Below are 15,196 nucleotides of genomic sequence, written 5' to 3' on the forward strand. Positions count from 1 at the left end.
TTTGATTTTTAGGGGCAGATTACATGGCTAAGCTTTTCGAGTTCCAGGCTGAGAGCATTCCGTCCTGGTACGATGGTAATTATCAGCAGGAATTCTCAAGAAACGTCCTAACCGAGATCCAAAAAGACGGCGCCTCCCAAGTTGTGATCGTTCCGACCGTTTATATGGATCGCCTGAACTCCACGGTCGTCTATCGTGACAACAACGATCCGGGGGGAGTTGTCCAAGGAACGGAACGTGATGAGGAGAACAACCTCATCAACGATGGTCACGCCCGGACAGAGAGTGACGCCTCGATCAGGGCAGCCATTTCAGAAGCCAAAGCCCGCGGTCTGGAAGTGATCTTCAAGCTGCATGTGAACATGCAGAATACCGACTGGAACGCGTTGATCGGCCCCGGCAACAATCCCGACGGAACGCCTCCGACCGAGGCGCAGTGGATGGAATTCGGCGCGGCTTGGTTCGCCTCCTACAAGCAGGCTGTCCTTCATTACGCAGAATTGGCCAAGGAGCAGGGCGTTACGACCTTCGCCATCGGCAACGAATGCGAGAGCATGACGCATCCTCGCTTCACAGGGTTTTGGAACGACATTATTGACGAGGTTCGCGACATCACGGACGGCAGTGTCAAGCTGACCTATGCGGCCACCTGGACAGAGGCTCTGCACGTCGGGTTTTGGAAGAAACTCGACTATGTTGGAGCCAATCCCTACATCGCTTTTACCGAGAGCAACTTCAATCCGACGCTGCAGCAGCTGATCGACGGCTGGACTAAACCGTCTAATGTCGACAGCACGCGCGATCCTATCAAGGAGAAGTTTGGTGAAGCTGCTGCCAACACCATGTCAGCGATGGATGCCCTGAAGTGGGTTGCTCAGCAGTCCGGCAAGAAGCTCATCTTCACCGAGACCGGCTTCCGCAGCATGGACGGCAACAACACGGCTCCATGGCAATGGGGTGACCCCCACCCCGTCGACGAAGTCGAACAGCTCAACATGCATAAGGCGTTCTACAAGATCATCACTGATCGCGTCGATGAAGGATGGCTGGCTGGCTACTGGCTTTGGAATTACGATGCAAGTGCAGCCGTTATCGATCCGGCTCCCGACACAGGATACTCCACTCACGAGAAACTCGCGGACGCGCTAGTTGAGCAGTACTTCAAGAATCCCATTTCTGTCATAGGGCTTGAGAAAACCGGCACGGCTCTTGGTGATGCGCTGGCCGGAGGCTTCAATAACGACACGCTGATTGGCGGGTTGGGAAACGATAGCCTCAGGGGCAACAAGGGAGCGGATGTCTTCTCCTATTCTGGCGGCGACGGTGCCGACACGATTCTCGACTTCAATTATGAGCAGGGCGACAAAATTCGCCTGCTCAATGCGGGTGTCGCCGATTACGCGGATCTTCATGTTGCCACTGTAGCGGGTGGATATCGCATCAGCTTCGACGTTGGCGGCAGCATCACCATCCTGACGTCCGATCCGATCCGAGCTGAATGGTTCACGTTCAAGACTGGCTCAAGTGGGCCTTCGACAAAGCCTACATCCGGCGATGACGAGATCACCGGAACCAGCCGGGCCAACGTGATCGATGCGCGTGCCGGGAATGACATCGTCCGTGGCCTCGGCGGCAACGACAGGCTGACCGCAGGCCCTGGCGATGACACCGTCGACGGGGGAGACGGAAATGATGTGGTCTATGGCAAAGAGGGTGACGACTACATTGAGGGCGCCGCCGGAGCAGACCGCCTTTATGGTGGAGACGGTGCCGACATCGTCTATGGTGGCGTAGGGAATGATCAAGTCCGTGGCGACACGGGCAATGACATGCTTTATGGCGAAGCCGGAAACGACCTCATCCGTGGCGGTGAAGGTTATGATCTCCTCAATGGAGGCGGCGGCAACGACAAGCTCTATGGCGAAGCCGGCAACGATCATCAGCTGGATGGCGGAGAGGGCAACGACCTCGTTAATGGCGGTGACGGAAACGACGGCGTTGAGGGCGGCGACGGAGACGATAAGCTCTATGGCGGCAATGGTGACGATGCCGTCCAGGGCTGGTTCGGCAACGATCAGATGTGGGGCGGAGCCGGCAATGACATGCTGGAGGCAGGCGGCGGTGCCGACAAGCTCTGGGGCGGCAAGGGTGCCGACGATTTCGTCTTCGGCGAGGGCATGACCAAGGATGTCATCTACGACTTCAAGCTCAAGCAGGGCGATCAGCTGATCGTCCAAGGCAACATGAACGGAACCGGCATCGGCAGCGGTGCCACCGATGCCGAGGTCATGCAGAAGTTCATGAAGTTGGTGAAGCAGGTGGGCCGCGACACCGTCATCAATTTCGGTGACGGCGATGTCCTGACCCTGAAGAACTTCAAGGCCGCTACCCTCGATCGTGGCGATCTCTGGTTCTGGTAGGCTCCGGGATTCTTCGAACAATCGAAAACGGCCGGGGAGCGTATCTCCGGCCGTTTTTCCATTCAGACGGGTGTTATTCATCCGGCGGAACAAGCGGAGTCCTGCTGTCGTTCTTCGGCAGAGCCGGACGCGGGGATCCGGCCCTGCGGAGATCGCGTCATGGCCCGGTTGTTCTGGAAGCAGAACGAGAACGAAGCCGCGATCAAGGAGGCTGTCGATCTGGTGCGCGAGCACGGCGAACCCCTGCCGCCGATCGCCGACGAGCAGGCGTTCGGCGCCATGTTCGATCGCTTTGGCGATGCCAAGGTGGTGCTGCTGGGCGAGGCCACGCACGGCACCGCGGAGTTCTACCGGGCACGGGCCGCCATCACGAAGTGGCTGATCGAGCAGCACGGCTTCACCATCGTGGCCGTCGAGGCCGACTGGCCCGATGCGGCGCGGATCGATGCTTACGTGCGCCATCGTCCCGTTCCCGATGGCGATGATGCCGCCTTCGAGCGCTTTCCCACCTGGATGTGGCGCAACGAGGAGGTGGCCGATTTCGTCAACTGGATGCGCGAGCACAACAAGGAGCGGGCAGACGACGAGCGCGCTGAGTTTCGCGGGCTCGACGTCTACAGCCTGAACGGGTCAATCCGCTCCGTGCTCGACTATCTCGACAAGGTCGATCCGGAAGCTGCGAAAGATGCGAGGGGACGCTATGGCTGTCTCAGCCCCTGGCAGGCGGATCCCGCCCGCTACGGTCGCGCCGTGCTCACCGGGCAGAAGAAGCCATGCGACGAGGCCCTGCTGCGTCAGCTTCAGGACATTCTCGACAAACGGATGGACTATCTTCAGGCCGAAGGCGGCGAGGCGTTCTTCGACGCGGTGCAGAACGCCAAGATCGTTCACGCGGCCGAGCACTACTACCGCATCATGTACGAAGGCGCGACCGAATCCTGGAACCTGCGCGACCGGCATATGTTCGAGACGCTGCAGAGCCTGCTCGCGCGGCGCGACAACGCCAAGGCCATCGTCTGGGCGCACAACTCCCACATCGGCAATGCCGCCGCCACGGCCATGGGCTGGCAGGGCGAGTTCAACATCGGCGAGCTCTGCCGCAAAACTTATAAGGCAGATGCGGTTCTCATTGGGTTTGGAACGGATCGCGGCACCGTGGCGGCAGCGGACGATTGGGACGAACCCATGCAGGTCAAGAGCGTCCGCTCGGCGCGCCCCGACAGCCATGAGCGGATCTTCCGCGATGCGGGTTTGGGCTGCTTCCTCACTGACTGGCGCGAGAACGGCCAAGCCGACCTGACCGAGGTTCTCTCCCGGCCGCGGCTTGAGCGCGCCATCGGCGTGGTCTACCGGCCTGACACGGAGCTCTACAGTCATTACTTCGAAGCGGTGCTGGCCGAGCAGTTCGACGCCTTCGTGTGGTTCGAGGAGACCAGGGCCGTGACGCCGCTGAGCCACGCCCACGGCAAGGGCATGCCGGAGACCTATCCGTTTGGGCTTTGATGCGCATGACCTTCCCGATCTAGATCGGGTGTTCCGATTGCGCAACGCGCCGCCATTGTCATTCCGGGGCGAGCTTGAGCGAGAGCCCGGAATCCATAATCACGACGTTTTAAGTAGTGTGACGAGAGTTACGACCCCTTATTCACTGTTAGCGGTTATGGATTCCGGGCTCCGCTTCGCGGCCCCGGGATGACCGTGGGTGGACAGGATCAATGTTCCGCATTTGTTCTTGACTTTGGTCCTAAGATCGGCTATATCGTTGTGCATCCTTTCCCGACGAGGGGCGCGCTCGCGAGGCGTCGCAAGAGTGGGACGGGGAGCGGTCCTGCCGCAGGCCTCGCACGCCTGTGATCGCAGGGGGCCGATCTGGCATGCCTCCAGATCCGCTAAAACAAACCGCGCGTGATGAGCAGCTTGGCTCTCACTTTCACCACCATCCATCGAGCCGGGCTGCCCACCACGCCACCCTCGATTGACCTGACGGCTTGAGGCCACCCGGCCTCAGGCCCGAAGGTGCTGGCCCTTTGGAACTCTGTTGGCGATGAACCCGTGGCGACACTCCTCCGCCTTGCCCCGGTCCTCCGCCCCTGCTAACTGACGGCCAACTCCATTCACATCTCGATCAAGCAGGGCTTTTTCCGTGTCCCGTCAATTCATCTACCACATGCGTGGCCTCACCAAGACCTATTCGGGCGGCAAGAAGGTCCTGGATAACGTCCATCTCTCCTTCTACCCGGATGCCAAGATCGGCGTGCTCGGCGTCAACGGCGCCGGTAAGTCGACCCTGCTGCGCATCATGGCCGGCACCGATACGGACTGGACCGGCGAAGGCTGGGTCGCCGAGGGCGCCCGCGTCGGCTACCTGCCGCAGGAGCCGCAGCTCGACCCCACCAAGAACGTGCGCGAGAACGTCATGGAGGGCGTGGCCGCCAAGAAGGCGATCCTCGACCGCTACAACGAACTCGCCATGAACTATTCCGAAGAGACGATGGACGAGATGACCCGTCTCCAGGACGAGATCGAGGCCAAGGGCCTGTGGGATCTCGATTCCCAGGTCGATCAGGCCATGGATGCGCTTCGCTGCCCGCCGGACGATTGGTCCGTGGACAAGCTCTCGGGCGGCGAGCGCCGCCGCGTGGCGTTGTGCAAGCTGCTCCTGGAGCAGCCTGAGCTGCTGCTCCTCGACGAGCCCACCAACCACTTGGACGCCGAGACGACCGGTTGGCTCGAGGGCCATCTGCGCAATTATCCGGGGGCGATCCTGATTGTCACCCACGACCGCTACTTCCTCGACAACGTCACCGGCTGGATTCTCGAGCTCGACCGCGGCCGGGGCATTCCCTACGAGGGCAACTACTCGTCCTGGCTCGAGCAGAAGCAGAAACGCCTCGAGCAGGAAGGCCGTGAGGACGCGGCGCACCAGCGCACCATCGAGCGCGAGCGCGAGTGGGTGTCCGCCTCGCCGAAGGCCCGTCAGGCCAAGTCGAAAGCCCGTATCCAGCGTTACGAGGACCTCGTGGCCAAGGCCAACGAGAAGGGCCCGACGACCGCTCAGATCATCATCCCGATTGCCGAGCGCCTGGGCAACAACGTCATCGAGTTCGACAATCTCAAGAAGGCCTTCGGCGACAAGCTTCTCATCGATGGTCTGTCGTTCAAGCTGCCGCCGGGCGGCATAGTCGGCATCATCGGCCCGAACGGCGCCGGCAAGACGACCCTGTTCCGCATGATCACCGGCCAGGAGCAGCCGGACGAAGGCTCGATCAAGATCGGCGAGAGCGTGCAGCTCGGATATGTCGACCAGAGCCGTGACTCGCTCGACGCCAATAAGACCCTCTACGAGGAGATCTCCGGCGGCAACGAGATCCTCTATCTCGGCAAGCGCGAGATCAACGCCCGCGCCTATTGCGGCGCGTTCAACTTCAAGGGCTCCGACCAGCAGAAGAAGGTCGGCGTGCTCTCGGGCGGTGAGCGCAACCGCGTGCACCTCGCCAAGATCCTGAAGTCGGGCTCCAACGTCCTGCTTCTCGACGAGCCGACCAACGATCTCGACGTGGATACGCTTCGCGCTCTCGAAGAGGCGCTGGAGGATTACGCGGGCTGCGCCGTGATCATCTCGCACGATCGCTGGTTCCTCGACCGCATCGCCACCCACATCCTCGCCTTCGAGGGCGACAGCCACGTGGAATGGTTCGAGGGCAACTTCGCCGATTACGAGGAGGACAAGAAGCGTCGCCTCGGCACGGATTCCACGATCCCGCACCGGATCAAGTACAAGAAGTTCTCGCGGTAATCGCCGTGGGGACTTACCTCATCACAGGCATCGGACGCGGGATCGGGCGCGAGCTCGCCCGCGTTCTTCTGCGTCGTGGTGATCGGGTTGTCGGCACCCTTCGCGATTTGAGCCAGAGCCAGACCGACTGGAATGAGTTCATTGCTGGCGGGCAACTCAAGCTGCTCGCACTGGATGTTCGGGACGGCACATCGATCCGTGAAGCAGCTGCGAGCCTCGACGAACCTGTCGATGTTCTGGTCAACAATGCGGGCATCATTGGCGCGCAGCGGCAATCGACGCTCGACATGGACTTCGATGGGTTTCTTGAAACCCTGAACGTGAACACCCTCGGCCCTCTACGCGTCACACAGGCTTTCCTGCCTCAGTTGAGGCGCGCGAAGACGGCTAAGATCATCGCCATCAGCAGCCGCATGGGCTCGCTCTCCCATGCGAAGTCGGATCGCATCGCCTATCGCGCCTCCAAGGCTGCGGTGAACAAGGTGATGCAGGGGCTGGCAACGGACCTCCGTCCCGAAGGCATCACTGCCATTTCGGTGCATCCCGGCTGGGTTCAAACGGATATGGGTGGCTCCGGCGCCGACATTACCGTTGAGGAGAGCGCGGCGGGACTCTTGAAGCTTATCGACGGGCTCACGCTTGAGGATACCGGCGGGTTCTTCGACTGGTCGGGAGCCCGACTTCCATTCTGATCGATCAACCCGGTTGGGTTCCTCGACGAAACAGTGTATGACCCTTGAGGCACGAGACATAAGAAGAGAAGACATTCCGTGCCAGTCGACAACATTTCCAGCTTTGAATCCGTTGCCACGCCTCAGGAAGCCGTCGAGCGGCTGATCGGGCTCCATGACAGCGCCATCGAGGCGCAGCGCCATGCTCTGGAGCATTTCTTCGCCACCGGCACGGCCCCCACGCCTCTCGAGCGATCCCGCTTTCGCTATCCGGAACTGCGGCTGGATTACCGGGCAGCCTCGGTGCCGCCGATCAAGCAGCGCGCCTATGCGAAGTTCCAGGGGCCGGGCGTCTATGCCACGACCGTCACACAGCCGACATTCTACCGCAACTATCTCCTGGAGCAGCTGAACTTCCTCGTGCGCGATTATGGCGCCACCATCGAGGTCGGGGTCAGCGACCAGGAGATCCCCTATCCTTACGTGTTCGAACGCGGCGACGAGCTGGGCCGGGGAGCGCATTCGGCGTCCGAGCTTGCCCAGCACTTTCCGACCCCGCTTCTCGCCAAGGTCGGCGACGAGATCGCCGACGGCACCTGGATGTTCCATGAGAACGAGGCGCGGCCCCTGGCGCTGTTCGATGCGGCCCGGGTGGATTATTCGCTGCGCCGCCTCGTGCACTACACCGGCAGCGACTGGCGCTGCGTGCAGCCCTGGATCCTGCTCACCAACTATCACCGCTATGTGGACCAGTTCATCCGCTGGGCCGTGAAGGAACTGGCCGACGAGAACGGGCCTTATACGCGGCTCGACCTGCCCGGCGGCGTCAGCATCGAGCGGGGGCTGGACGAGGCGACGGTCGAGGATCTGATCGGCTCGTCCCCGTGGCACCGGTTCCAGATGCCGGCCTACCACCTCATGCGCAAGGATGGGCAGGGCGTGTCGCTCGTCAACATTGGCGTCGGTCCGTCGAATGCGAAGAACATCACGGATCACCTTGCGGTGCTGCGGCCGCATTGCTGGCTCATGGTCGGGCATTGCGGTGGCTTGCGTCAGTCGCAATCCATCGGCGACTACGTGCTGGCCCACGGGTATCTGCGGCGCGACCATATCCTCGACAGCGCCGTGCCGCCGGAAATCCCGATCCCGGCGCTGGCCGAAATCCAGGTGGCCCTGCAGGACGCCGCAGTTCAGGTCACCGGCGAGCGCGGCGAGGAGCTGAAGCGGCGCCTGCGCACCGGCACGGTCGTGACCTATGACGACCGGAACTGGGAGCTGCGCTGGAGCCAGGAGCGGCGCCAGATCAACCTCTCCCGCGCCATCGCGGTCGACATGGAGAGCGGCACCATCGCGGCCCAGGGCTACCGTCTGCGTGTTCCTTACGGAACCCTGCTCTGCGTGTCGGACAAGCCACTGCACGGAGAGATCAAGCTGCCGGGCGCGGCCAATGCCTTCTACGAGCGCGCCGTGAGCGAGCACCTCATGATCGGTCTGGCGGCTCTCGATATCCTGAGAGGGCAGCGCACCTCGCTCCATTCGCGCAAGCTCCGCAGCTTCGACGAACCGCCCTTCCGGTAAGCTGGCGCTCCGTGTCCCGCGAGAGTCTCGGCCTGCTCCTGGGCTTCGTCGGCGTGTGCATTTTCGCCGGCACGCTGCCCTTCACGCATATCGCCGTCGAGCATCTGAGCCCGCTCTTCGTCACGGCCGGCCGGGCGGCGCTCGCAGGGCTTCTGGCCCTGACAACGCTTCTCCTGCTGCGGAAGCGGTGGCAGTCGCGGCGGCAGGCCGGCACCCTGATGCTCGTGGCTCTGTGCCTGGTCGCAGGCTTCCCCGGCTTCACGGCGCTCGCCATGCAGAGCGTGCCGGCCTCCCACGGCGGCGTGGTGCTCGGCATCCTGCCGCTCGCCACCTCGGCCATCAGCGCCCTGATCGCGGGCGAACGCCCGAGCCTGGCCTTCTGGCTCGCGGCTCTGGCTGGCGCTGCCCTCGTGATCGGCTTCACCCTGCACGAGGGCGACGGCGCGTTGGGGCAGGGGGATGTGTTTCTCCTGGGAGCTGCCCTGTCATCAGCCCTGGGCTATGTGCTGTCCGGCAAGCTCACCCGCACGGGCTTGGCTGGCTGGGAGGTGATCTCCTGGGTCTTGGTTGTCGCCCTGCCGGTCACGATTCCGGTGGCGCTCTGGACTATGCCGGCGGAGCCGGGCGCAATCCCTGCCTGGAGCTGGATCAGCTTCGCCTATGTCGCCCTGATGAGCCAGTACCTCGGCTTCTTCGCCTGGAATGCGGGGCTTGCCATTGGGGGCATCGCCCATGTCTCTCAGGTCCAGCTTCTGCAGACCTTCATCACCCTGCTGATCGCCTCGGTGCTGAACAGAGAAGACATTGCCCTGTCGGCTTGGTTCGTCGCCGGGGCGGTCCTTGTGCTGGTCGTCCTATCGGGACGCGCAAAGGTTCTCCGAGAGAAGACCTGATACCTCTGCTTGCACGGACGCCAAAAAAGATATAAACATATCTTTATATGTAAGAGCGAGATTTGGCCGTGCCTGACACCCCGTCTCCATCGCTGGACCTGACCCTAGACGTCCTGCGGGCCGCCGCGGAAGAGACGCGCCTGCGGATCCTAGCCCTTTTGACGGAGGGCGAACTCTCCGTTTCCGATTTCACGGACATCCTGGGTCAATCGCAGCCCCGCATCTCCCGTCACTTGAAGCTTCTGGTCGAGGCTGGCCTTATCGAGCGGCACCGGGAGGGGGCGTGGGCCTTTTTCCGGCTGACCGACCGGGGCGCGGCCCTGCGGATCATCCGCCCGACCCTGGAGAGCCTGGACCACTCCGATCCGCGGCTTCTGGAGGACCGGACCCGGCTTCAGGCCGTACGTGCCCAGCGCTCGCAGGCGGCTCAGGCCTTCTTCTCACGTCTGGCGCCGGAATGGGATCGGATCAGGTCTCTCCATGCGCCGGAAACGGTTGTCGAGGCCGCCGTGGTCGACGCCTTGGGCACGCGGTCGATCCGCAACCTTGTCGATCTCGGCACCGGCACCGGCCGCATGCTGCAGCTGCTGGCGCCTCGGGCCCTGCGCACGGTTGGTCTGGATGCCAGCCATGCCATGCTCTCGGTGGCCCGCGCCAATCTGGAAAAAGCCGGCTTGAGAGGGATCGAGCTGCGCCAGGGCGACATCTATGCCCCTCCATTTCCGCGCGACACCTTCGATCTCGTCGTCATCCATCAGGTCCTGCATTACCTCGACGACCCAGCTAGGGCGATCCGCGAGGCAGCGCGCCTTGTCGCTCCAGGCGGGCGCATCCTCGTGGTGGATTTTGCGCCTCATAGCCTCGAGTTCCTGCGCGAGGCGCAGGCGCACCGTCGCCTCGGCTTCGCCCCGGCCCAGGTTGCGGGCTGGCTCGACGAGGCGGGGCTCGACTGCACCCTTACCCAAGAGATCGCTCCGCCAGCAAAGGGCGACGAGCATCTGACCGTATCCCTTTGGCTTGGCCAGGATCGCCGCGTGGTGACGGACTGGCCCTTGAACGAACCCGACAGAGAGGTCGCCTGATGTCACCACTCACCCTTCGCCCAAGCCGGCAGGCCTCCCGTCCGATCAAGGTGTCGTTCGAGTTCTTCCCGCCGAAGACTCCCGAAATGGAAACGACCCTGTGGTCGTCGATTCAGCGTCTTGCTCCGCTCAATCCGCAGTTCGTCTCCGTGACGTACGGCGCAGGCGGTTCGACCCGTGAGCGGACGCATGCCACGGTGTCCCGCCTCGTGCAGGAAACGCACCTGAAGCCAGCCGCGCATCTCACCTGCGTGGCGGCCACGAAGGGTGAGGTGGATGATGTCGTGCGTTCCTATTGGGATGCAGGCGTACGCCATATCGTGGCCTTGCGCGGCGATCCGGTGGGCGGCATCGGCACCCAGTATGAGGCCCATCCGGGCGGCTACCGGCAGACCTGCGATCTGGTGGCTGGCATCAAGGCTATCGGCAACTTCGAAGTGTCGGTTTCCGCCTATCCGGAAAAGCATCCTGAAGCGGCTTCGCTGGATGCGGATATCGATGCTCTGAAGGCCAAGGTGGCTTGCGGCGCGGACCGGGCCATCACCCAATTCTTCTTCGACAACGATCACTATTTCCGCTTCCTCGACCGCGTGCGCGCACGTGGCATCGAGATCCCGATCGTGCCCGGCATCGTGCCGGTGCAGAACTTCAAGCAGACGGCGAACTTCGCCTCGAAGACCGGCGCGAGCGTGCCCGCTTGGCTGGCCGCCCGCTTCGAGGGCCTGGAGACCGATGTCGACACCCGCAAGCTCGTGGCCGCAGCGGTGGCTGCCGAGCAGGTGATCGACCTCGTCGATCGTGGCGTCAACGAGTTCCACTTCTACACCATGAACCGCGCCGATCTGGTCTATGCCATCTGCCATCTGCTTGGGTTGCGCGACCAGGGCATGAAGGCTGCAGCCTGACATCCGCTGCATCCATCGAAATCAACATCGGCGGCTGGAGCAAGCTGGCCGCGATGCAAAGAGAACAGACCGAATGACCGTGCTTCTTCCTCGCCCCGCCAACGGCTCCGACGTGCTCAAGGCACTTCACGAAGCGGCCTCCAAGCGCATCCTCATTCTCGATGGCGCCATGGGGACGGAACTGCAGAACTCACGCTTCTCGGAAGAGGACTTTCGGGGTGAGCGCTTCAGGGATTGGAAGCAGGACGTCAAAGGCAACAATGATCTCCTGATCCTCACGCAGCCCGATGCGGTGCGCAGAGTGCATCTCGATTACTTCCGCGCAGGTGCCGACATCGTCGAAACCAATACCTTCTCCGGTACCTCCATCGCGCAGGCCGATTACGGCATGGAGGAGATCGTCTACGAACTGAACGTCGACGGTGCGCGCCTTGCCCGAGAGGCCGCGCTGATCGCCGAGAAGGAAGATGGCCGCCGGCGGTTCGTGGCCGGCGCCGTCGGTCCGACAAACCGTACCCTCTCCATCTCGCCAGACGTGAACAATCCCGGCTACCGCGCGGTCACCTTCGACCAGGTGCGCGAATCTTATGCCGAACAGGTGAGGGGGCTCATCGATGGTGGTTCCGAGATCATCCTGATCGAGACCATCTTCGACACGCTCAACGCCAAAGCGGCCATTGTGGCCACGCAGCAGGTCTTTGCCGAAAAAGGTGTGAAGCTGCCCGTCATGATTTCGGGCACGATCACGGATCTCTCCGGCCGCACGCTGTCGGGCCAGACGCCCGAGGCCTTCTGGTATTCCGTGCGCCATGCGGAGCCGTTTTCCATCGGCCTCAACTGCGCCCTCGGCGCGCGCGAGATGCGCGCTCATATCCAGGAGATCGGCCGGGTGGCCGACACCCTCGTCTGCGCCTATCCGAATGCCGGCCTGCCGAACGAGTTCGGCCTCTATGACGAGCGCCCCGAGGCGACGGCCTCTATGCTGGCAGAGTTTGCCGATGCCGGTCTCGTAAACGTGGTCGGCGGCTGCTGCGGCACCACGCCAGAGCATATCCGGGCCATCGCGGAGGCTGTGGCCGGCAAGGTGCCGCGCTCCGTGCCGAAGATGCAGCCGCTCATGCGCCTGTCAGGCCTTGAGCCGTTCACGCTCACCTCCGACATTCCGTTCGTGAACGTGGGCGAGCGCACGAACGTCACGGGCTCCGCCAAGTTCCGCAAGCTCATCACCAACAACGACTATGCCGCCGCTCTCGACGTGGCGCGCGATCAGGTGGCGAACGGCGCGCAGATCATCGACATCAACATGGACGAGGGCCTGCTCGATTCCGAGAAGGCCATGGTCGAGTTCCTCAACCTCGTGGCGGCGGAGCCTGACATCGCCCGCGTGCCGGTGATGGTGGATTCCTCCAAGTTCCACGTCATTGAAGCCGGCCTCAAGTGCATCCAGGGCAAGGCCATCGTGAACTCTATCTCCATGAAGGAGGGCGAGGCGGCCTTCATTGAGCAGGCGCGGATCTGCCGCGCTTATGGTGCCGCCGTGGTCGTCATGGCCTTCGACGAAGTCGGTCAGGCCGACACGTTGGAGCGCAAGGTCGAGATCTGCACCCGTGCCTACAAGATTTTGACCGAACAGGTGGGCTTCCCGCCGGAGGACATCATCTTCGACCCGAACGTGTTCGCGGTGGCGACCGGCATCGAGGAGCACAACGGCTACGGGGTCGATTTCCTCGAAGCGACGCGCATCATTCGCGAGACGTTGCCGCACGCCCATATCTCGGGCGGCGTGTCGAATCTGTCCTTCTCCTTCCGCGGCAACGAGCCCGTGCGCGAAGCCATGCACTCGGTCTTCCTGTTCCACGCCATCAAGCTCGGCATGGATATGGGCATCGTCAATGCGGGCCAGCTCGCGGTCTATGACGAGATCGACCCGGAGCTGCGCGAACTGTGCGAGGACGTGGTGCTCAACCGCCGTTCTGATGCCACCGAGCGGCTGCTGGAAGCCGCTCCCCGCTTCAAGGGCGACGGCACCGGCGCTGTAAAGGCGTCCGATCTCGAATGGCGGTCGTGGCCCGTCGGCAAACGCATTGAGCACGCTCTCGTCAACGGCATCACCGAGTTCATCGAGCAGGACACGGAGGAGGCGCGTCAGACGGTCGAGCGCCCGCTGCACGTGATCGAAGGCCCACTGATGGCCGGCATGAACGTGGTGGGCGATCTCTTCGGCGCCGGAAAGATGTTCCTGCCGCAAGTGGTGAAATCCGCCCGCGTGATGAAGCAGGCGGTTGCCTACCTGATGCCGTTCATGGAAGCCGAGAAGGCAGCCTCCGGCGTGACCGAGCGTTCGGCCGCCGGCAAGGTGCTGATGGCGACCGTGAAGGGCGACGTGCATGATATCGGCAAGAACATCGTCGGTGTGGTGCTCGCCTGCAATAACTACGAGGTCATCGACCTCGGCGTCATGGTGCCGGCCCAGAAGATCCTGGAGACCGCGCGCCGAGAAAACGTCGACGTGATCGGTCTTTCCGGCCTTATCACTCCGTCCCTCGACGAGATGGTGAACGTGGCGAGCGAGATGGAGCGCGAGGGCTTCGACATTCCCCTCCTCATCGGCGGTGCCACCACGAGCCGCGTGCACACGGCGGTGAAGATCCACCCGAACTACCACAAGGGTCAGGCTGTCTACGTGACGGATGCGAGCCGCGCCGTCGGCGTGGTGTCTTCGCTGCTCTCGTCCGACATGAAGGACGGCTATGTGGAGACGCTTCGGGCCGAGTACCGGAAGGTGGCGGATGCACATGCGCGCTCCGAGGCCGACAAGCAGCGGCTTTCCATCGAGAAGGCACGCGCCAACAGCCTGAAAATCGACTGGTCATCTTACCAGCCGCCGAAGCCCACCTTCACCGGCGCGCGGGTGTTCCGCAGCTACGATGTGGGCGAGCTCGTGCCCTATATCGACTGGACGCCGTTCTTCCAGACCTGGGAGCTGAAAGGCCGCTTCCCGGCGATCCTGGAAGACGAGAAGCAGGGCGAGGCCGCGCGTCAGCTCTGGGACGATGCACAGACCATGCTCAAGCAACTCGTCGAGGAGCGTTGGTTCAACCCGAAGGCAATCATCGGCTTCTGGCCCGCCAACACGGTGGGCGACGACATTCGTCTGTTCACGGGTGAGAGTCGCAAGGATGATCTTGCTACGTTCCATGGCCTGCGCCAGCAGCTCTCCAAGCGCGACGGCAAGCCGAATATCTGCCTGTCAGACTTCGTAGCGCCCGTCGAGAGCGGCAAGCCGGACTGGGTCGGCGCGTTCGTGGTGACATCCGGCATCGAGGAGGTACGCATCGCCGAGAGGTTCGAGCGCGCCAACGACGATTACCGCTCGATCATGGTGAAAGCGCTGGCCGACCGCATAGCGGAAGCGTTTGCCGAGCGCATGCACGAGCGCGTTCGCAAGGAGTTCTGGGCCTACGCGCCGGATGAGAGCCTCGGCAATGACGGTCTGATCGGCGAAGAATACCAGGGCATCCGCCCGGCTCCCGGCTATCCCGCACAGCCCGATCATACCGAGAAGGCGACGCTGTTCAGCCTGCTCGAAGCCGAGCGCCGTATTGGCGTGAAGCTCACGGAATCCTACGCCATGTGGCCGGGTTCGTCCGTGTCGGGCCTCTACATGTCGCATCCGCAGTCCTATTACTTCGGCGTCGCAAAGGTCGAGCGCGATCAGGTTGAGGATTACGCCGAGCGCAAGGGCATGAGCGTGACGGAGGTGGAGCGTTGGCTGGGCCCCATCCTCAACTACGATCCGGCAAGCTATCGGGTGATGGCGGCGGAGTAGACATGGCTGTCATCCCGGGGCT

9 protein-coding genes are annotated in these 15,196 nt (G+C 62.8%); all 9 read left to right on the forward strand.

The window, feature by feature from the left end; translation table 11 throughout:
• Positions 1-23 precede the first annotated feature (23 nt).
• The 9 genes from JKL45_RS04250 (at position 24) to metH (ending at position 15,174) form a co-directional block, all read left to right on the forward strand.
• The gene (locus JKL45_RS04250) at positions 24-2,420 is read left to right on the forward strand and encodes a glycoside hydrolase family 113 (protein ID WP_201859874.1); all 2,397 of its coding nucleotides are present in this window, start codon (positions 24-26) and stop codon (positions 2,418-2,420) included.
• Between the two features lie 159 nt (positions 2,421-2,579).
• Positions 2,580-3,923 (forward strand): erythromycin esterase family protein, encoded by a 1,344-nt coding sequence (locus JKL45_RS04255; RefSeq protein ID WP_201859875.1) that lies wholly within the window; start codon positions 2,580-2,582, stop codon positions 3,921-3,923.
• 640 nt (positions 3,924-4,563) lie between these two features.
• The gene (gene ettA, locus JKL45_RS04260; protein ID WP_201859876.1) at positions 4,564-6,216 is read left to right on the forward strand and encodes an energy-dependent translational throttle protein EttA; all 1,653 of its coding nucleotides are present in this window, start codon (positions 4,564-4,566) and stop codon (positions 6,214-6,216) included.
• A 5-nt stretch (positions 6,217-6,221) separates the two neighbouring features.
• Positions 6,222-6,908 carry an SDR family oxidoreductase gene (locus JKL45_RS04265; RefSeq protein ID WP_201859877.1) on the forward strand — a complete coding sequence of 229 codons (687 nt, stop codon included), beginning with the start codon at positions 6,222-6,224 and terminating at the stop codon, positions 6,906-6,908.
• Between the two features lie 78 nt (positions 6,909-6,986).
• Complete coding sequence (locus tag JKL45_RS04270) at positions 6,987-8,465, forward strand: AMP nucleosidase (RefSeq protein WP_201859878.1); 1,479 nt, start codon at positions 6,987-6,989, stop codon at positions 8,463-8,465.
• Between the two features lie 11 nt (positions 8,466-8,476).
• Positions 8,477-9,358: a DMT family transporter gene (locus tag JKL45_RS04275; RefSeq protein ID WP_201859879.1), complete on the forward strand. Its 882-nt coding sequence runs from the start codon at positions 8,477-8,479 to the stop codon at positions 9,356-9,358.
• A 68-nt stretch (positions 9,359-9,426) separates the two neighbouring features.
• Positions 9,427-10,440 (forward strand): ArsR/SmtB family transcription factor, encoded by a 1,014-nt coding sequence (locus JKL45_RS04280; protein WP_201859880.1) that lies wholly within the window; start codon positions 9,427-9,429, stop codon positions 10,438-10,440.
• A complete protein-coding gene (gene metF, locus JKL45_RS04285; RefSeq protein ID WP_201859881.1) occupies positions 10,440-11,345 on the forward strand; it encodes a methylenetetrahydrofolate reductase [NAD(P)H] in 906 nt (301 codons plus the stop codon). Before JKL45_RS04280 ends, metF begins: the two co-directional genes overlap by 1 nt.
• Positions 11,346-11,418: 73 nt before the next feature.
• On the forward strand, positions 11,419-15,174 hold the full coding sequence (gene metH / locus JKL45_RS04290) for a methionine synthase (protein WP_201859882.1): 3,756 nt from the start codon (positions 11,419-11,421) through the stop codon (positions 15,172-15,174).
• Positions 15,175-15,196: the final 22 nt, after the last annotated feature.

This window comes from Microvirga soli (assembly GCF_016734765.1).
Taxonomy (GTDB): domain Bacteria; phylum Pseudomonadota; class Alphaproteobacteria; order Rhizobiales; family Beijerinckiaceae; genus Microvirga; species Microvirga soli.